The organism is Bradyrhizobium sp. B025, from assembly GCF_042257955.1.
GTDB lineage: Bacteria > Pseudomonadota > Alphaproteobacteria > Rhizobiales > Xanthobacteraceae > Bradyrhizobium > Bradyrhizobium diazoefficiens.
Genome location: NZ_CP170150.1, coordinates 3,520,170 through 3,539,181, shown reverse-complemented (window position 1 = coordinate 3,539,181; position 19,012 = coordinate 3,520,170). Strand labels below are relative to the sequence as shown.

The following is a 19,012-nucleotide window of genomic DNA, read 5'->3' as shown; positions in this document are numbered from 1 at the left end:
GGGCGGCGTTACGCCGGCACCGGCTCGCCTTCGGCGTGGCGATGCTTCTCCGGCAGATAGGCCAGCAGCATTTCGCGCACTAGCGTCGGGCTCTTGGAGTCGCGGATCATCAGGATGCCGTCGATGATCAGGGTGCGGTTGGTCTCTTCATCCAGCAGCTTGCCGTGCAGCTTGTCGGCGATCGGCAGACAGAACAGGTTCGCGACGAGCGCGCCGTAGAGCGTCGCGAGCAGCGCGGTCGCCATGAACGGGCCGAGCTTGGAAGGGTCGGTCATGTTAGCGAACATCTGCACCATGCCGATCAGGGTGCCGATCATGCCGAAGGCCGGGGCGCAGTCGCCGATGGCACGATAGATCTTGCTGCCCTCGTCGAGGTGCATCAGGAAGTTGTCGCGGTCGCGCTCGAGATTGTCGCGGATGAAGTCGAGGTCGTAACCGTCGGCGACATAGCGGATGCCCTTGGCGAGGAACGGCTCGTCGGTCTCGACCTTTTCGAGACCCACCGGGCCCTGCTTGCGGGCGATCTCGGCGATGCGGGCGAGCTCGTCAACGAGGTCGTGCGCCGACAGCCGGCTCATGGTGAAGGCGAACTTGGCGCCGAGCGGAAGGCCGTGCAGGAGCGCGCTGAGCGGAAAGCGGATCATGGTGGCGGAGATCGAGCCGCCGAAGATGATGATCATCGCATGTTCGGAGATGAACATGTGGAGGTCGCCGCCCATGAAGATCATCGCTGCGATGACGATGATGCCCGCCGTGAGCCCAACGCCGGTCATGATATCCATGAGAGACTCCAACGCGTACGCAACAACGGCCGTCCTGGCCGCTGGCGCGGCCCAACCCCGAACCGCATCGGAAACCCTAGAGGGCCGCCCTTAAAGCCGCGTAAAGGTTAAGTTGAGCCGGCGCGCCGGACCGGCGCAACGCGCCGGGAGAAAGCCGGCTTTGCCGACCCCCGACCGGAATCTCAACACTTCGCTAACCATGTTTGTGCGGGGGGCTAAGACGAGATGCCCGCCAGTTCCAGGCTGAGCGCGCGCAGACGCTTGCGTGCGTCGGCATCGTAGGCTTGCGGATTGGCGCGCGCCTCATTCATGCCGTTGAAGAACAATCCGCTCTCGCCTGCGACGTCGTCGCCCTCGACGAGGCGCAGGATCGCCGCGCCGCCCTGCTCCACCGTCGAGATCGGCGTAATGCCGCCGGCCCGCACCATGGTGGTGTTCATGTAGGTCGCCGGATGCAGCGAGTTCACGGTGACACCCGCGCCCTTCACTTCCTCGGCGAAATCGATCGTGAACATGATCTGCGCGAGCTTGCTCTGCGCATAGGCGCGCGAGCCGCTATAGCCCTTGGTGATCATGACGTCGTCGAAGTCGATCGGATGCTGGCCGAGCGAGGCGACGTTGACGATGCGCGACGGCGCCGCGGCCTTCAGCAGCGGCAGCAAGAGATGGGCGAGGAGGAAGCCGGAGAGATAATTGACGGCGAAGCGCAGCTCATGACCGTCGGCGCTGACCTGACGCTGCGGCCCGTCACTCTGCGAGCCGATGCCGGCGTTGCTGACGAAGACGTCGAGACGCTGGTGATCACGTTTCACGGCTTCCGCGAGTGCGCGCGTGCCCGACATCGACGACAGGTCCGCCTGATAGAAGATCGGCGCGGCATGACCGGCTTTCACGATCTCGTCGATCAGCGTCTTTGCGCGCGCCGCATCGCGGCCGTGGATCAGGACCTTCGCGCCCTCGGCCGCCAGCCGGCGCGCGACGTAGCGGCCGACGCCGTCGGTCGAGCCAGTGATCAGGACCGTCTTGTCATTCATCTGCATCGCAGGCCCTCCGACTGCGGCCCTAGGCCACATCCGTGACCAGGAATCATACAGTATTCTATGGCCGGTGCGGCATGCTCCATCACAGGAGCCGTTTTGCAATGTTGACGCTGTTCGGCCTTCTCACCGCGCTTCCTGCGGTTCTGGCGCTTCATCTGCTCGAACCGGAACTCGTCCTGCCGGCGTTCAGCGTCCTGCTCTTTGTCGAAGCCGCTTTCGCAGTGATCGCAGCGCGCCTGGTTCAAGGTCCTGACAAGGCGGACGACATCACCCTGTGGGATCTCGCCGGCGGCTTCACCCTGATCGGATGCGCCGCCGCAATGTTCGCCGAGCCGGATCAGGCCGCCCTGTTTCTGACGGAACAGGGCGACCCGCGGCCGGCATCGCGGCCGTAAGCTGCAAGCTCAGTGGATCTCCGCCGAGCGCTTCAGCGCGGCCTTCAGCTTCTCCAGCGAGAAGTCGGGGCTGCGGGCGATCTCCAGGATCGGCGTCTCGCGGCGGCCGCAGAGTTCGGCGGCCTCGGGCAGCTTTGCGGCGACGTCGAGCGGGATCACGATGGCGCCGTGCTGATCTGCGTGGATGAGATCATCGGACTTCACGGTCATGCCGGCGACGCGCACTTCGCCGCCAAAACTCTCCGCATGCACCCAGGCATGCGACGGGCCGATCGAGCCGGCCAGCGCCTGGAAGCCAGGGGCCCATTGCGGGATGTCGCGGATCGATCCGTCGGTGATGACGCCGAGGCAGCCGAGCGCCTTGTGCACGTTGCTCTGCACCTCGCCCCAGAACGCGCCGTAGCCGACGTCGGGGCCGTCGATGTCCTGGATCACCGAGATGCGCGGCCCGTGGCCGGTGCCGACATACTCGTAATATTCGATGCGGCGCTTCGACTGCTCTTCGGCAGGCAGCGAGGATTTCAGCACCGAGCGGATCGCAACCGTGCGGGCATAGCCGACGATCGGCGGCAGGTCGGGGAACGGACAAACCAGTTGCTTGGTGGTGTAGCCGATCAGCCGGCGCTCGGGTGCCACGATCTCCATGGCGTTGCAGATCGTCGGGGTGTCATAGCGGCCCAGCGCTTCGAGGACGGAAGCGGGCAGCGGCCCGGTCGCGGTATCAGTCACGGCGTTCTCTCCCAGATTGGCGGCTGATCGACGCGATGCCGCCGGCACAGGGCGATATAGCCGAGATCGGGCCTCAACCCAACTCAGCGCGCCTTCATGGCAGATATCCGCGAAAAACGCTCAGCGCATGATCCGGAAAAGTGCGCAGCGGTTTTCCGAAAAGATCACGCTCAAACAACGACCTAAAGCGCGATGAGGTTTCAGCCAAATCTCATCGCGCTTTAGTGCAGCCGTCCGGGCCGGTCGTCGTCGTGCGGCGGCTCCGACAGGTTCGCCAGCGTCGGCGCCGACGGCGGCGACGAGATCTCGCCTCCCGCAGGCGTGGCAGCATCCATCGCGCGCGCCTGGTCGCGATAGGATTTGTAGCCGAGCGGCAAAGCGAGAAGATACAGCACCGTGCCGATCGACAGCACGTGCCAGGGATAGGCGATCAGGATAGCAATGAAGACGATCACCGCGACGAAGGCCGGCAGCACCAGTTCCGGCGGCACGCGCATGCGCTTGGTCTTGCCGGAGAACACCGGCAGGCGCGACACCATCAGGAAGGCGATCAGCAGCGTGTAGGCCGCCGTCACCGCCGCGGGCGCGCGGCCGAGATCGAGGAACGCCACATAGATCGGCAGCAGAACCGTGATCGCACCGGCCGGCGCCGGCACGCCGGTGAAGAAATTGGCGGCGAAGGCCGGCTTGTTGGGATCGTCCATTGTGGCGTTGAAGCGCGCAAGACGCAGGCCGCCGGAGATCGCGAACACCATCGCGGCGATCCAGCCGGCATTGCCGAGCTCGTGCAACTGCCAGAAATACAGCATCAGCCCGGGCGCGACGCCGAAATTGACGAAGTCGGCGAGGCTGTCGAGCTCCGCCCCGAACTTGGACTGGCCCTTGATCATGCGCGCGATGCGGCCGTCGATGCCGTCCAGCGCGGCGGCGAACACGATGGCGTAGACGGCGAGCGACATCCGCCCCTCGATCGACAGCCGGATCGACGTCAGGCCCGCGCAGATCGCCAGCAGCGTGATGACGTTGGGCACCAGCATCCGCACCGGAATCGGGCGGAACCGCCGGCGGCGAACGTCAGGGTCTTTGATGTCATAGGGCGTCATGGCTCGTCCTCACCTTGAGGCGAGATATAGCAAGCCGCGTCCCCCTCCGCCATCGCGGCGGAAGGGCCCCAGGGACCGACTTATTGGTTAATTGGCGCGGTAGGCGCGACTCGGGTCGTCGCCGGCAAGATCGGCCAAAATCGTCTCGCCGGCGATCGCGGTCTGCCCTTCCGACACCAGCGCCTTGGTGCCGACCGGCAGATAGACGTCGAGGCGCGAGCCGAAACGGATCAGGCCGAACCGCTCGCCGGCGCCGATCGCCTGGCCCTCCCTGACGAAGCAGACGATGCGCTTGGCGATCAGCCCTGCGATCTGGACCACGCCGATCCGCGCCGTGGGCGTCGTGATCACCAGCGAGTTGCGCTCGTTGTCCTCGCTCGCCTTGTCGAGCTCGGCATTGATGAAGAGGCCGGGCCGGTAGGCGATGCGGTCCACCCTGCCCGCGATCGGGCTGCGGTTCACATGGCAGTTGAACACGCTCATGAACACCGAGATGCGCGGCAGCGGCCGGTCGCCGAGCCCGAGCTCGGCCGGCGGCAGCGCCATGGTGATCATCGAGACGCGGCCGTCGGCCGGCGACACCACCAGCCCCTCGCGCACCGGCGTCACCCGCACGGGGTCGCGGAAGAACAGCGCGCACCATACGGTGAGGATGGTGCCGATCCACCCCAAAGGCGACCACAGCCAGAACAGGATCAGGCTTGCCAGCGCAAAGCCGCCGATGAAGGGATAGCCCTCCTTGTGGATCGGCGGGATCTGACGCTGAATGGAATCGAGAATGGACATCGCTATCTGCCGCTCAGGGTTGATGGCGCAGGGCGTCCCGCGCGCTGGAGTTGTTTAGGCCAGAGTTGGGACCGGAGACAAGATCACTCCGCAGCCGCAGGCGTCGTCAGGGCGTCCTCGACCGGCGGCGGTTGCCGGTTGGGCGCCTCGCTGGTATCGGCCATCTTGGCCAGCTTCTCGCGCGCGGCCTCCGCCTCGCGCTGCCTGTTCCACATGCTGGCATAGAGGCCGCCCTGCGCGAGCAGCTTTGCGTGGGTGCCACGCTCGGCGATCCGGCCCTGGTCCAGCACGATGATCTCGTCGGCGCCGACGATGGTCGAAAGCCGGTGCGCGATCACCAGCGAGGTGCGGTTCTTCGCCACGCGGTCGAGGGCGCCCTGGATCTCGTGCTCGGTGTGGGTGTCGAGCGCGGAGGTCGCCTCGTCCAGCACCAGGATCGGCGGCGCCTTCAAGACGGTGCGCGCGATCGCGACGCGCTGCTTCTCGCCGCCCGACAGTTTCAGGCCGCGCTCGCCGACCTGGGTCTCATAGCCCTTCGGCGCCATGCGGATGAAATTGTCGATCTGCGCGAGGCGTGCCGCCTCCTCGACCTCGGCATCGCTGGCGTCCCAGCGGCCGTAGCGGATGTTGTAGCGGATGGTGTCGTTGAACAGCACGGTGTCCTGCGGCACCATGCCGATGGACGCGCGCAAGCTCGCCTGCGTGACCTCGCGAATATCCTGGCCGTCGATCAGGATCCTGCCGCCGGAGATGTCGTAGAGGCGGAACAGCAGCCGCGATATGGTCGACTTGCCGGCGCCCGACGGCCCGACGATCGCGACCGTCTTGCCGGCCGGCACCTCGAAGCTGATGCCCTTCAGGATCGGACGCGCCGGCTCATAGGCGAAGCGCACGTCCTCGAAACGCACGATGCCGGCGGAGATGACCAGCGGCTGCGCGTCGGGGCCGTCCTTGATCTCGGCCTCGCGTCCCAGCACGCCAAACATCTTCTCGATGTCGATGATCGCCTGCTTGATCTCGCGATAGACCATGCCCATGAAGTTCAGGGGCTGGTAGAGCTGGATCATCATGGCGTTGACCAGCACGAAATCGCCGACCGTGTTGGTGCCGTTGCGCACGCCGATGGCGCACATCAGCATGGTGGCGGTCAGCCCCAGCGTGAAGATCACGGCCTGGCCGGTATTGAGCACCGCGAGCGACGTATAGGCCTGGACGCTCGACTCCTCGTAGCGCGCGACCGAGCGGTCGTAGCGCTGCGCCTCGCGCGCCTCGGCGCCGAAATATTTCACGGTCTCGTAGTTGAGCAGCGAGTCGATCGCCTTGGTGTTCGCCTCGGTGTCGGAATCGTTCATCTTGCGGCGGATGCCGATCCGCCACTCGGTCGCGATGTAGGTGTAGTACATGTAGACCGCGACCGTGATCAGCGTCGCCACCACGTAGCGCCAGTCGAACTGCCAGAGCAGCACGGCCAGCAGCAGCGAAACCTCGACGATGGTCGGGATCAGCTGGAGGATCACCATGCGCACGATGACCTCGATGCCCTCGCGGCCGCGCTCGAGCACGCGCGTCAGGCCGCCGGTCTTGCGCTCGAGGTGGAAGCGCAGCGATAGCTCGTGCATGTGGATGAAGGTGATGGTGGCGAGCTTGCGCACCGCATGCATGGCGACGCGCGCGAAGAGGCCGTCGCGCCACTGCGTCAGCACCGCCATCAGGATGCGCGTCACGCCGTAACTCGCCGTCAGCAGCAATGGCGAGGCGATCACCCAGAGGTGCCAATTGTCGGGCAGCACCGGCGCGGTGTTCGCGCCGGTCAGTGCGTCCGTTGCCCATTTGAAGCTGAACGGCACCGTCAGCGTGATCAGCTTGGCGGCGAGCAGCAGCACCATCGACCAGACCACGCGCATCTTCAGGTCGAAGCGGTCGCCCGGCCAGATATAGGGCCACAGATGCGCCAGCGTGCCCATCAGGGTGGCCCGCTCGAGCGGCCCGCCGGCGGGATCTGGCACGTCGGCGCCGGGCGGCGAATGAGGTTGGTTCATCAAGAAGCCTGAAAGCCCGCCGGATGCGGGCGCGGTGCGATTAACGATTTTCGCTCGTCATATAGAAGCTTCCGGGAGCGAGCGCACCCCGCCAGATGGCGAATCTTTGATTGTTTGTCGCCATTTACCGGTAGATTTCCGGGAGGTCCGAATCACCGATTGGGCTTGACGCCTCTTCGCTGCAATGCATCATGGCACCAATGAGCACGATCAAAACCGTCTGTGTCTATTGCGGCTCCGGCCCCGGAACCAATCCCCGCTTCACCGAAGGCGCCAAGGCGTTCGGCAAGGCGCTCGCCGAGAACAACATCCGCCTGGTCTATGGCGGCGGCTCGCTCGGCCTGATGGGCTCGGTCGCAACCTCCGTCCTCGATAATGGCGGCACCGTCACCGGCATCATTCCCGAATTCCTGCGGATGCGCGAGAACGCGCTGACGCGCGTGCAGGAGATGATCGTCACCCCCGACATGCACGAGCGCAAGCGGCTGATGTTCGAACGCTCGGACGCCTTCGTGGCGCTGCCGGGCGGCGTCGGCACGCTGGAGGAGCTGGTCGAGCAGTTGACCTGGAAGCAGCTCGGCCGTCACGCCAAGCCCGTGCTGCTCGCCAATATCGATAATTTCTGGGAGCCGCTGTTCTCGCTGCTGTCGCACATGCGTCAGACCGAGTTCATCCGTGCCGGCCTCTCGGTTGACATCCTCAAGGCCGATCGGGTCGAGGAGATCCTGCCGAAGCTGAAGGCCGCCGTGGCACAGCTCGCCGAGGCGGAAAAAGAGCTCGCTCCGGAAGTGGCGCGCAAGCTGTAACGATTGGTTGGCTCGATTTCACCGCGGGCTCCGTCACCTCTCCCGCTTGCGGGAGAGGTCGCCGCATAGCGGCGGGTGAGGGTTCTCTCCTCTTGGGGGTTCTCGCCCGTGGAGATACCCCCACCCCAACCCTCCCCCGCAAGCGGGAGAGGGAGCGCACCGCCTTCGTGGCGATAACGCTCTATTCCGCAGGAAACGTCACCGCCTCGATCCGGTTGCCGTCGGGATCGACGACGAAGGCCGCGTAGTAGCGCACGCGATCGTGCGGGCGGATGCCCGGCGCGCCGTCGGATGCGCCGCCGGCGGACAGCGCGGCGGCATGAAACGCATCGACCTCAGCTGTGGACTTCGCCCGCAGGCAGATGTGCACGCCGCTCTCCGGGGCTACGCGCGGCATGCCTTCGCGCAAGTTGATCCAGAATTCAGGATAGGCCTTGCCGAAGCCGACCGTGCGCGGCCGCATGACGAGACGCGTCAGGCCGAGGGCGGCGAGCGTCGCCTCGTAGAATGTTGCGGAGCGATCGAGATCGCTGACGCCGACGGAGATGTGATCGATCATGTAATACCCCCATCCATCGTTGCCGGCCTCTCCTCACCCCAACTGTCATCGCCCGGCTTGACCGGGCGATCCAGTATTCCGAGACGCCGCGAGGTTACGGAGAAGTCACGGCGTACTGGATACCCCGCCTTCGCGGGGTATGACAGCCGTACCAAGTTCTACGCCGGCGCGCCCGATTTCACGAGCTTGTAGATCACCGAATCCATCAGCGCCTGGAACGAGGCGTCGATGATGTTCGGGGACACGCCGACCGTGGTCCAGCTGTCGCCGTTCTCGTCCTCGCTCTCGATCAGCACGCGCGTGACCGCGCCGGTGCCGCCATTAAGGATACGGACGCGGTAGTCGATCAGCTTCAGGCCCTCGATATATTTCTGGTACTTGCCGAGGTCCTTGCGCAAGGCGACGTCGAGCGCGTTGACGGGACCGTTGCCTTCGGCCGCCGAGATCAGATGCTCGCCGGCAACGTCGACCTTGACCACCGCAAGCGCCACCGTGACGCGCTCGCCGAGCGCGTTGTAGCGCTGCTCGACATTGACGTCGAACTGCTCGACCTCGAAATAATGCGGCACCTTGCCGAGCGTGCGGCGCGCCAGCAGATCGAACGAGGCGTTGGCGGATTCATAGGCGTAGCCGGCCGCCTCGCGCTCCTTCAGCTCCTCGACCAGCCGCGTCAGCTTCGGATCGCTCTTCTCGTAGGCGATGCCGGCGCGGTCGAGCTCGGCGATCACATTGGAGCGGCCGGCCTGGTCTGAGACCAGCACCTTGCGGTGATTGCCGACCAGTTCCGGCAAGACATGCTCGTAGGTCTGCGGATCCTTCAGCACGGCGGAGGCATGGATGCCGGTCTTGGTGACGAAGGCGCTCTCGCCGACATAGGCCGCATGCCGGTTCGGCACGCGGTTGAGCATGTCGTCAAGCGTGCGCGACACCTTGACGAGGGTAGCGAGCTTCTCCCGCGTCACACTGATCTCGAAGGCGTCGGCAAACTCCTGCTTCAGCTTCAAGGTCGGGATCAGCGAGCACAGATTGGCGTTGCCGCAGCGCTCGCCGAGGCCGTTCAGCGTGCCCTGGATCTGCCGCGCGCCGGCGCGCACCGCGGCGAGCGAATTCGCCACCGCCTGCTCGGTGTCGTTATGGGCGTGAATGCCGACGTGAGCGCCGGGGATGTGCCTGGTCACCTCGGTGACGATGGCCTCGACCTCGTTCGGCATGGTGCCGCCGTTGGTGTCGCACAGCACCACCCAGCGCGCGCCGGCCTCATAGGCGGCTTTCGCACAGGCGAGCGCGAAGCTGGCATCCTCCTTGTAGCCGTCGAAGAAATGCTCGCAGTCGAGCATCACCTCGCGGCCGGCGGCCTTGGCGGCTGCGACGCTGTCGCGGATCGAGGCGAGGTTTTCCTCCTTGGTCGTCTCCAGCGCGACGCGCACCTGATAGGCCGAAGACTTTGCCACGAAGCAGATCGCATCGGCCTTGGCTTCGAGCAGCCCGGCGACGCCCGGATCGTTCGAGACCGAGCGCCCTGCCCGGCGCGTCATGCCGAAGGCGGTAAAGCGCGCGTGATTGAGCTTCGGCTTGCTGCCGAAGAACTCGGTGTCGGTCGGATTGGCGCCGGGATAGCCGCCCTCGACATAGTCGATGCCGAGCTCGTCCAGCATCGCGGCGATGATCTGCTTGTCGGTCAGCGTGAAATCGACACCGTTGGTCTGCGCTCCGTCGCGCAGCGTGGTGTCGAACAGATAGAGGCGCTCTTTCTTTGCTTGTGCCGAGCTCATCGCGAGCGTCCGTTCTTGTTACCTCCCCCCTTGTGGGGGAGGTCGACGATGCACAGCATCGTCGGGAGGGGGGTGCCACACGGGTGGTCGGAGTGCGGGGCTACCCCCCTCCCCAACCCTCCCCCACAAGGGGGGAGGGAGCGGAGAGAGGATCGCGCTTGGTGACCACGCTCCTTGCTCATTGCGGTGCTCCGAGCGTCTTCTTCATGGTCGTATTGGCCAGCCACTCGTCGTTCACGGTGATGCTGTTGCGCTGCATGGCGACGTAGCCGCGCTTGGCGAAAAAGCCCTGCGCGTTGTCGCTGGCATCGACCGAGAGGCTTTTCGCGCCGCGGCCGCCGGCAAGCTTCTCCAGCGCATCGACCAGCATGGTCGCGATGCCCTGCCCGCTGACTGCCGGATGCACATAGAGCATGCGGATGTGATCGGCCCCTTGCAGCGAGGCGAAGCCGACGGGCGAGCCCTCCAGCGTCGCGATCAGCGTCAGATCGGCGGCGAGCCGCTTGCCGAACTCTTCGCTTTCCGCCGCCTCCATCCAGGCCTGCTGCTGCGCCTCGGTATAGTCTTCGCCGGTCAGCTCCTCGATGCTCGCGACGAAGATCGCCGCAAGCACCGGAACGTCATCAGGCAGGAAGGGCCGCAAGCCCGGCCTTGGCAAAGTCTGTCCCATCGTCTTCACCACATCCCATAGAGCTTGAGCGCCAGCGCCACCGCGGCAGCGAGCAGCAGGACCTTCAGCGCGATGTAGTAGAGCCAGTGCCGCGGAAAAGGCGTGTCGGGCCGCTTCATCGCGAAAACTCCCAGGTCGTCCCTTCCTTGGAGTCCTTGATCGCAACGCCCATCGCGGCGAGCTGATCGCGGATGCGGTCGGACTCTTTGAAGTCTTTCCGTCCACGGGCTGCGGTCCGTTCCGAGATCAGGCGCTCGACCTCTCCGGCATCGACCCCGCTCGCCTTCTGCTTGCGATCTTCCCACTGCGCGGCGCTCTCGGAGAGAAAGCCGAGCAGCCGCAGCGATCCTGCCAATGCGCTCACGTCGCTGTTGCGCAGGCCATGCAGCGCCGCGATCGCCAGGGAGGTGTTGAGGTCGTCGAGCAGCGGCTCGACCACGGACGCGGCGGGACGGCCGGGATCGACGTCGGCCGCGACGCGATACCAGTCGTCGAGCGTCTTGGCGCTCTCCTCGAGCGACTTCATGGTCCAGTCGATCGGCGAACGGTAATGAGTCTTGAGCATGTTCAGGCGCAGCACCTCGCCCGGCCAGTCCGCCAGCAGCTCATGGATGGTGATGAAGTTGCCGAGGCTCTTCGACATCTTCTCGCTCTCGACCTGCAGGAAGCCGTTGTGCATCCAGTAGTTTGCCATGCGCTCTCGGTGGAAGGCGCAGCAGGTCTGGGCGACCTCGTTCTCGTGATGCGGAAACACGAGATCGATGCCGCCGCCGTGGATGTCAAAGTACTCGCCGAGATGCTTCCAGGCCATGGCCGAGCACTCGATGTGCCAGCCCGGGCGCCCCTGCGCGGCGATGCCGGCCGGCGACGGCCACGACGGCTCGCCGGGCTTGGACGGCTTCCACAGCACGAAGTCGGTGCTGCCCTTCTTGTAGGGCGCGACATCGACGCGGGCACCGGCGACCATCTCGTCCAGCGAGCGATTGGACAGCGCGCCGTAGCGCGGCAGGGTGGAATTGGCTGCGTTCATCGCCTGCGGCGAGAACAGCACATGGTCCTCGGCGACATAGGCAAAGCCGCCGGCGACCAACCTCTCGATGATCTCGCGCATCTCGCCGATATGCTCGGTCGCGCGCGGCTCGACGCTCGGCCTGAGCGCGCCGAGCGCGTCGACGTCGGCGTGGAACTGCTTGCCCGTCTGCTCGGTGACCTTGCGGATCGCCTCGTTCAGCGGCAGCCCTGGAAAATCACGCGCGGCGCGGTCGTTGATCTTGTCGTCGACGTCGGTGATGTTGCGGACGTATTTGACGTGCGCCTCGCCATAGAGATGGCGCAGCAGCCGAAACAGCACGTCGAACACGATCACGGGCCGGGCATTGCCGATATGGGCGAAGTCGTAGACCGTCGGTCCGCAGACATACATGCGGACGTTGTTCGCATCGAGCGGCACGAAGGTGCGCTTTTCCTTGGTCAGCGTATCGTAGAGGCGCAATTCCATATGGATACCCGTCGGCTGTTGGCCGGGCGTCCAAGGCTCTCAATGTTTTTGAGAAAAGACGGCTCCAGCCAGCGAATCGCTAGCTCGTAATCTCGCGGCAAATGGCGCAAATGGCGAGGAGACCGTACATGCGGCCACATATGGGCTATCAGGCGCCCCCGCGTCAAGAGAGCCGCGAAAATGCCGTTTTATCTCCGCAAAGCGCGGCCGCCCCGCCATGATGGTTCATCATCATTAACCTTTTGAGTTTATTCGGAAGCTGGCGGTTCCCCCAGCCCCCGGTGCCACCCATGCGATCCCTGTTTGCACTCGTCTCCTGTGCCGCCATCATCGCAGCGTCCGGCGCATTCGCCGAGACCCGCGTCTTCATCATCGCCAACCAGGCGGACGGCTACGGCATCGACCAGTGCCTGGCCAAGGGCGACAGATGCGGCGCGCAGGTCGCGCGCACCTATTGCCAGTTACGGGATTTTGCCCAGGCCTCAAGCTATCGCCGGGTCGATCCCGACGAAATTACCGGCTCTGTCCCCAAAACCGGCGCAAACTGCTCCCATGGCCATTGCGACGAATATGTCGCAATCACCTGCCAGCGCTGAATTCGCTCGGAACTGGCGGACCTTAGGCCCAATCTTTGGCCCCTGAAACGACGTGACGATGCCGCAGGAAGCGGCTATGGGAGGGCGCGCTTCGGCCCCCCAAGCCACGTTGGAAAGTCACACTGGGCCGTGACCTCGCTAGAATGGCGGATATGCCTGAATTTTTGACTCTCTCCCGTGCCCGCTCAATCCTTGCCTGCACCGTGCTCCTGAGCACCGTCGTGCTCGCCAACGCCGCTTTCGCGCAGGCCGGCCCGCCCGGACCGCCGCCTCAGCCCGGCCAGAACGGGCTAGGCCCCAATCCGATGTGCGCGCGGCTGGAAGGCCAGCTCGCCGCGCTCGATCGTGGCGGCGGCGGTGACCCCGCGCGTGAAGACCAGATCCGCCGCTATCAGGATTCCCAAGCCAAGCAGCAGGCCGAGCTCGACCGCGTCACCATGCAGGCCAAGCGCATGGGCTGCGATTCCTCCGGCTTCTTCTCACTGTTCAACGGCCAGTCGGCGCAGTGCGGCCCGGTCAACACCCAGATCCAGCAGATGCGCGCCAATCTGGACCAGATCACCGGCAATCTCGAACGCCTGCGCGGCGGCGGCCCCGGCGGCTTCAGCCCGGAACGCGACAGCCAGCGCCGCTCGGTGCTGGTGGCCCTCGCCCAGAACAATTGCGGCCCGCAATATGCCAACGCCGCGCAGGCGCAAGGCGGCGGCAACTTCCTGAGCAATCTGTTCGGCGGCAACAACAACCCCAACAATCCGCAAAGCGTGCCGCCCTCCGATCTCGGCCCGCAATCCGGCACCTACCGCACCGTATGCGTGCGCACCTGCGACGGCGCCTATTTCCCGGTCTCGTTTGCGACCGTGCCGGCGCGCTTCCCGGACGACGAGAAGACCTGCAAGGCGCTGTGCCCGGCCGCGGAAGCCGTGCTCTACACCCATCGCAATCCCGGCGAAGACATGAACTCCGCGGTCTCGATCAGCGGCCAGCCCTACACGGCATTGCCGACCGCATTCAAATTCCGCAGCGAGTTCAACCCGTCCTGCTCCTGCAAGGCGGCGGGCCAGACCTGGGCGGATGCGTTGAAGTCGGCCGACGACAAGGCCGCAGCCGAGCAGCAGGGCGACATCATCGTCACCGAGGAGAGCGCCAAGAAGATGCAGCAGCAGCGGCTCAACAAGGGCGCGCCTGCAACGACGGCCAAGAAGGGCACAGCTGCTCCGGCGCCGACGACGGCCACCGCACCGGCCGCGACGCCGCCAGCGGATACCGGCACGGCTCCGACGAGTTCGGAGAACAAGCCGATCCGTTCAGTCGGACCGACCTTCCTGCCGCAGCAGCAGAAGTAGCTCAGCCCTGCCGCACCGTCATCCGCCCACCGGGTCTCGCAGCTACTGCTCGCCCTCGCGGCTCCACGGGAAGAGATTGGCCGGGAAATCCGCGGCATAGCGCTTCCCCTTCGGCGGGGGCGGCGGTTCGTCCGGCGGATTCGGATTCGGCTCGACCACTCTCCGATAAAGGTGCCAGGTCGCATGACCGAGCACCGGGAGGACGACAGCGAGACCGACGAAGAACGGCAGCGAGCCGACCACGAGCAGCGCCGCGACGATCAGCCCCCACCCCGCCATCGCGACCGGATTGGCGGCCACCGCCTGCAGCGATGTACGGATCGCATCGATCGCCGTCGCATGCCGATCGAGCATCAACGGAAACGATACGACGCTGACGCATAGCGCCGCGACAGCAAACAGGAAGCCGACACCGCAACCGACGATGATGAGCGACCATCCTTCCGGCGTGGTCAGCACGCGGGTTGCAAAGTCCGGAATGCTTGCAGCCGCCGCGTGACCGAAGATGGTGACATAGATCGCGTTCGCGACGCCGATCCAGACCCCGAACAGGACAAGCAAGAGCACGCCGAGCTCGAGCATGGCGCCGAAGGACGGTGCGCGCAGCACCTTGACCGCATCCCATGCATCGACCTCCTCGCCGCGCTCACGGCGGCGGCTGAGTTCGTAGAGGCCGATCGCGGCAAAGGGACCGATCAGGGCAAACCCGGCGGCCAGCGGAAACAGCAGCGGCAGGACCGAATAGCCGAGGACCATCCTGAACAGGACGAGACCGAGAACCGGATAGATCACGCAGACGACGATCGCGTGACTCGGCATCGCCTGGAAATCTTCCCAGCCCAGGCGCAGCACCTCTTTCAAGTCGAGCAAGCCGATCTTGCGAATGGGATACGAGACCGCCTCACCGAACAGGTGCCGCTTGACGATCTTGTCGGAATAAAGAGTGGCCATGGACACACCCTCCTCTGAAGTCGCGGCGGAGAACGGCGCGCTTTCCGGCCACGCGTGTCCGCCCTTAAGTGCGGGAGACGCGATCGAGCCGAGTACGGCAGTTCCAGGCTCAACGAGGAAGGAGCTTAGCCGGACGAAACCCGTCGCGACCTGCGCTGCAAGCTTAGCGCGTGTGATGTGGAATGACCAGCGCTCCCGGCTGGGTGAAATTGTGCGTCGCATATTTTGTGCGATGCATCACATCCAGAATGCGACTGACGATGGCGAGCTTGCACGGCAACATGGATCGCCCACGCCGCCTAAGCTCGTTGACATGCTATTGACGCCGGGTTCGCGGGGGATCATTTTAGAAATGTAGACGCCCCCAGCTCCGGTGAGATTGGCGGTCGCGAACTTCTCTTGATATCGCGACCGGTTGAAGGGGCGAGGCAAGAGGCGCGGCGATGGCGCATATGTCAGCATAGAACCAGCATAGAGAAAGTCAGCCATCGCGACAGACGCGAGCTCCGCCCTGGATTCGTATCCGCAGCCTTTGTTGGCAAGGATGGTTCAGGATGGCTGTCGCACTGATACTGCTTCTGATCGCGATCGGTTCGGTGCTGTTTCACCTCTTCAGCCCGTGGTGGTGGACGCCGATCGCCACCAACTGGGGCTACATCGACGACACGATCAACATCACGTTCTGGATCACCGGGTTCGTCTTTACCGCGGTCATCCTGTTCATGGCCTATTGCGTCTTTCGCTTTCACCATAAGGAGGGAAGACAGGCCGCGTACAATCCCGAAAACAAGAAGCTTGAATGGTGGCTCAGTGTCGGGACCGGCGTCGGCGTCGCTGCCATGCTCGCACCCGGCCTGGTCGTCTGGCACCAGTTCGTGACCGTTCCGGCAGATGCCACCGAGGTCGAGATCATGGGCCAGCAATGGCAGTGGAGCTTCCGCTTGCCGGGGAAGGATGGCCGGTTGGGCACGTCCGATGTCCGCAACATCAGTCCTGAGAACCCGATGGGTCTCAATCGCGACGATCCGCACGGCCAGGACGACGTCGTGATCGAAAATGGCGACCTGCATCTTCCGATCGGGAAGCCGGTCAAGGTTTTGCTCCGGTCCGTTGACGTCCTGCACGATTTCTATGTGCCTGAGTTCCGGGCCAAGATGGATATGGTGCCGGGCATGGTCACTTATTTCTGGATAAGGCCGATCCGAACCGGAACCTTTGATGTTCTCTGCGCGGAGCTGTGTGGCGCTGCTCACTACCAGATGCGCGCCAAGGTCATCGTCGAGGCAGAGAGCGACTATCACGCCTGGCTGGAGCAGCAGAAGACGTTTGCCGGATTGTCAGGTCGAAATGCCGTTGTGAGGGCGAAGTACAATTCCGGCGACGACTAGGAGAATGCAGGTCGGGCGCGTGAAGACGAGCTGATCGCCCCCGAAGGAAACGACCGAGGAGGTGCTCTATGGTCGATGTCCCCTATGACAGGATTGCAGACATTCCGCCTGCCGAAGTGCCCGATGTCGAGCTCTACCATCCCAGGAGCTGGTGGACGCGGTATGTCTTTTCGCAAGACGCCAAGGTGATCGCCATACAGTACTCGCTGACAGCCTCCGCCATCGGACTGGTGGCCCTGGTCCTGTCGTGGCTGATGCGACTGCAACTGGGATTTCCCGGCACATTCTCCTTTATCGATGCCAACCAGTACCTCCAGTTCATCACCATGCACGGCATGATCATGGTGATCTACCTGCTCACGGCGTTGTTTCTCGGAGGCTTCGGCAATTACCTGATCCCGCTGATGGTTGGCGCACGGGACATGGTCTTTCCCTATGTGAACATGCTGAGCTACTGGGTCTACCTGCTCGCAGTCCTGGTGCTGGCCTCGGCCTTCTTCGTGCCCGGCGGCCCCACCGGCGCCGGCTGGACGCTGTATCCGCCACAGGCGATTCTGTCGGGCACACCCGGACAGGATTGGGGCATCGTCCTCATGCTGTCCTCCCTGATTCTGTTCATCATCGGCTTCACCATGGGTGGGCTGAATTATGTGGTGACCGTGCTGCAGGCGCGCACCCGCGGCATGACGCTGATGCGCCTGCCGCTGACGGTGTGGGGCATCTTCACGGCCACCGTCATGGCGCTGCTGGCATTCCCCGCGTTGTTCGTTGGCTCGGTGATGTTGCTGCTCGATCGTCTGCTGGGGACCAGCTTCTTCATGCCGACCCTCGTCGAGATGGGCCAGCTGAGCAAATATGGCGGCGGCAGCCCGCTCCTGTTCCAGCACCTGTTCTGGTTCTTCGGTCACCCCGAAGTCTACATCGTCGCCCTGCCCGCCTTCGGCATCGTCTCCGACCTGATCAGCACGCATGCGCGAAAGAACATCTTCGGTTATCGCATGATGGTCTGGGCCATCGTGGCGATTGGAGCGCTCAGCTTCGTCGTGTGGGCGCACCACATGTATGTAAGCGGCATGTACCCGTATTTCGGGTTCTTCTTCGCCACGACGACGTTGATCATCGCCATCCCGACCGCCATCAAGGTCTACAACTGGGTGCTGACCCTGTGGCATGGCGACATCCATCTCACGGTGCCGATGCTGTTCGCCCTCGGCTTCATCATCACTTTTGTGAATGGCGGGCTTACCGGACTGTTCCTCGGCAACGTCGTCGTGGACGTGCCCCTGTCGGATACCATGTTCGTCGTCGCGCATTTCCACATGGTGATGGGCGTCGCGCCAATCATGGTCGTGCTCGGGGCGATCTACCACTGGTACCCGAAGGTCACGGGGCGAATGCTGAACGACGTGCTGGGCAAGTTCCACTTCTGGGTTACGTTCCTCGGCGCCTACCTGATCTTCTTTCCCATGCATTATCTCGGGCTGCTCGGCGTTCCGCGCCGATACTTCGAACTCGGCGACGCGGCGTTCATCCCGCCGTCGGCCCACTCGCTGAACGCCTTTATCACCGTGGTGGCGCTGACGGTGGGTTTCGCCCAGATGGTGTTCCTGTTCAATCTTGTCTGGAGCCTGTTCGAGGGCGAGCCTTCGGGCGGCAATCCGTGGCGAGCGACGACGCTGGAGTGGCAAACGCCGGAGACGCCGCCAGGGCACGGCAACTGGGGCAAGCAGCTCCCGATCGTCTATCGCTGGGCCTATGATTACAGCGTGCCGGGCGCGGCGCAGGACTTCATTCCGCAGAACCAGCCGCCCCCGACGGGGGCCGTTCAGGGAGTTGCCCCGTGAGCGCCGTTATCCTGTTTCTGGCCGTGATCGCGGTCATCGTCGGATGGTGGCTCTCGCAGCAACGGCTGACTGCGAAACCGTGGCTGGAGGCAGGTCCGATCGATGACTTCCCCGGCACCGACGCCATGACCTGGCCGGCCGCGAAGGTCGGACTTGGCGTGTTTCTCGCCGTTGCCGGCTCGTTGTTCACGCTCTTCATCAGCGCCTACTCCATGCGGATGAACATGGTGGACTGGCGGACAATGCCGGTGCCAAAGGTGCTGTGGTTCAACACGGGCGTGCTGGTCCTGAGCAGCGTCGCGCTGCAATGGGCCCTCATGGCCGCGCGCCGCAACGACATCGACGGCGTCGTCGTCGGCCTGCTCGCGGGCGGAGCGTCGGCGATCGCGTTTCTCGCGGGGCAGCTGCTGGCATGGCATCAACTGAGCGACGCCGGCTATTTCATGGCGTCCAATCCGGCCAATGCCTTCTTCTACGTGATCACCGCGGTGCACGGGCTGCATCTGACCGGCGGCCTGGTTGCGCTCGGCCGAACCACAGCGGGGGTATGGCGGCACGACACCGGGACGGCCGAGATGCGCCTGAGTGTGGAGCTGTGCACCATCTACTGGCATTTCCTGCTGCTGGTCTGGCTGGTCCTGCTCGGTCTCCTCACGGGCTGGACGGACGATTTCGTCGACATCTGTCGCCAATTGCTGAGCTAGGAAGGAC

At 64.5% G+C, this 19,012-nt stretch carries 18 protein-coding genes; 7 read left to right on the top strand and 11 right to left on the bottom strand.

Annotation, left to right across the window (positions count from 1 at the left end; all coding sequences use genetic code 11):
- Positions 1-8 precede the first annotated feature (8 nt).
- Positions 9-782, bottom strand: coding sequence for a motility protein A (locus ACE10W_RS16110; protein ID WP_011086581.1), 774 nt, complete (start codon positions 780-782; stop codon positions 9-11).
- Between the two features lie 215 nt (positions 783-997).
- Positions 998-1,822, bottom strand: coding sequence for an SDR family NAD(P)-dependent oxidoreductase (locus tag ACE10W_RS16105; protein WP_370204387.1), 825 nt, complete (start codon positions 1,820-1,822; stop codon positions 998-1,000).
- A 101-nt stretch (positions 1,823-1,923) separates the two neighbouring features.
- On the opposite strand from ACE10W_RS16105, the gene ACE10W_RS16100 reads away from it, so the two are divergent.
- Entirely contained in the window at positions 1,924-2,217 is a 294-nt protein-coding gene (locus tag ACE10W_RS16100) for a hypothetical protein (protein ID WP_028170869.1), read from the top strand.
- A gap of 9 nt (positions 2,218-2,226) precedes the next feature.
- Here ACE10W_RS16100 and ACE10W_RS16095 read toward each other — a convergent pair whose 3' ends face one another.
- The 4 genes from ACE10W_RS16095 to ACE10W_RS16080 form a co-directional block, all read right to left on the bottom strand.
- A complete protein-coding gene (locus ACE10W_RS16095) occupies positions 2,227-2,946 on the bottom strand; it encodes an RraA family protein (RefSeq protein WP_038966252.1) in 720 nt (239 codons plus the stop codon).
- 221 nt (positions 2,947-3,167) lie between these two features.
- Positions 3,168-4,049, bottom strand: coding sequence for a phosphatidylcholine/phosphatidylserine synthase (locus ACE10W_RS16090; protein ID WP_011086578.1), 882 nt, complete (start codon positions 4,047-4,049; stop codon positions 3,168-3,170).
- An 87-nt stretch (positions 4,050-4,136) separates the two neighbouring features.
- Positions 4,137-4,835 (bottom strand): phosphatidylserine decarboxylase, encoded by a 699-nt coding sequence (locus ACE10W_RS16085; protein WP_011086577.1) that lies wholly within the window; start codon positions 4,833-4,835, stop codon positions 4,137-4,139.
- Positions 4,836-4,918: 83 nt separating this feature from the next.
- The gene (locus ACE10W_RS16080; RefSeq protein WP_028170866.1) at positions 4,919-6,874 is read right to left on the bottom strand and encodes an ABC transporter ATP-binding protein/permease; all 1,956 of its coding nucleotides are present in this window, start codon (positions 6,872-6,874) and stop codon (positions 4,919-4,921) included.
- Between the two features lie 200 nt (positions 6,875-7,074).
- Between ACE10W_RS16080 and ACE10W_RS16075 the strand changes: the two genes are divergently transcribed.
- On the top strand, positions 7,075-7,680 hold the full coding sequence (locus ACE10W_RS16075) for a TIGR00730 family Rossman fold protein (protein WP_028170865.1): 606 nt from the start codon (positions 7,075-7,077) through the stop codon (positions 7,678-7,680).
- Between the two features lie 181 nt (positions 7,681-7,861).
- On the opposite strand, the gene ACE10W_RS16070 is transcribed toward ACE10W_RS16075, so the two are convergent.
- From ACE10W_RS16070 to cysS, 4 genes are all read right to left on the bottom strand, one after another.
- Positions 7,862-8,239 (bottom strand): VOC family protein, encoded by a 378-nt coding sequence (locus ACE10W_RS16070; RefSeq protein ID WP_028170864.1) that lies wholly within the window; start codon positions 8,237-8,239, stop codon positions 7,862-7,864.
- A gap of 158 nt (positions 8,240-8,397) precedes the next feature.
- Positions 8,398-10,011 carry a citramalate synthase gene (gene cimA / locus ACE10W_RS16065; RefSeq protein ID WP_060911548.1) on the bottom strand — a complete coding sequence of 538 codons (1,614 nt, stop codon included), beginning with the start codon at positions 10,009-10,011 and terminating at the stop codon, positions 8,398-8,400.
- A gap of 178 nt (positions 10,012-10,189) precedes the next feature.
- On the bottom strand, positions 10,190-10,681 hold the full coding sequence (locus ACE10W_RS16060) for a GNAT family N-acetyltransferase (RefSeq protein ID WP_028170862.1): 492 nt from the start codon (positions 10,679-10,681) through the stop codon (positions 10,190-10,192).
- Between the two features lie 115 nt (positions 10,682-10,796).
- Positions 10,797-12,179 (bottom strand): cysteine--tRNA ligase, encoded by a 1,383-nt coding sequence (cysS, locus tag ACE10W_RS16055; RefSeq protein WP_304552550.1) that lies wholly within the window; start codon positions 12,177-12,179, stop codon positions 10,797-10,799.
- 290 nt (positions 12,180-12,469) lie between these two features.
- On the opposite strand from cysS, the gene ACE10W_RS16050 reads away from it, so the two are divergent.
- Positions 12,470-12,775, top strand: a complete 306-nt coding sequence (locus ACE10W_RS16050) for a hypothetical protein (RefSeq protein WP_370204386.1) — start codon at positions 12,470-12,472, stop codon at positions 12,773-12,775.
- 143 nt (positions 12,776-12,918) lie between these two features.
- Entirely contained in the window at positions 12,919-14,118 is a 1,200-nt protein-coding gene (locus tag ACE10W_RS16045) for a DUF2865 domain-containing protein (RefSeq protein WP_161535340.1), read from the top strand.
- A gap of 42 nt (positions 14,119-14,160) precedes the next feature.
- Here the strand turns inward: ACE10W_RS16045 and ACE10W_RS16040 are convergent, their stop codons facing one another.
- Positions 14,161-15,069 carry a DUF2189 domain-containing protein gene (locus ACE10W_RS16040; RefSeq protein ID WP_028170858.1) on the bottom strand — a complete coding sequence of 303 codons (909 nt, stop codon included), beginning with the start codon at positions 15,067-15,069 and terminating at the stop codon, positions 14,161-14,163.
- Between the two features lie 554 nt (positions 15,070-15,623).
- Between ACE10W_RS16040 and ACE10W_RS16035 the strand changes: the two genes are divergently transcribed.
- The 3 genes from ACE10W_RS16035 (at position 15,624) to ACE10W_RS16025 (ending at position 19,005) form a co-directional block, all read left to right on the top strand.
- Complete coding sequence (locus ACE10W_RS16035) at positions 15,624-16,457, top strand: cytochrome c oxidase subunit II (protein ID WP_011086566.1); 834 nt, start codon at positions 15,624-15,626, stop codon at positions 16,455-16,457.
- Between the two features lie 68 nt (positions 16,458-16,525).
- The gene (locus tag ACE10W_RS16030) at positions 16,526-18,301 is read left to right on the top strand and encodes a cbb3-type cytochrome c oxidase subunit I (RefSeq protein WP_011086565.1); all 1,776 of its coding nucleotides are present in this window, start codon (positions 16,526-16,528) and stop codon (positions 18,299-18,301) included.
- A complete protein-coding gene (locus ACE10W_RS16025; RefSeq protein WP_011086564.1) occupies positions 18,298-19,005 on the top strand; it encodes a cytochrome c oxidase subunit 3 in 708 nt (235 codons plus the stop codon). Before ACE10W_RS16030 ends, ACE10W_RS16025 begins: the two co-directional genes overlap by 4 nt.
- The last annotated feature ends 7 nt before the right edge of the window (positions 19,006-19,012 follow it).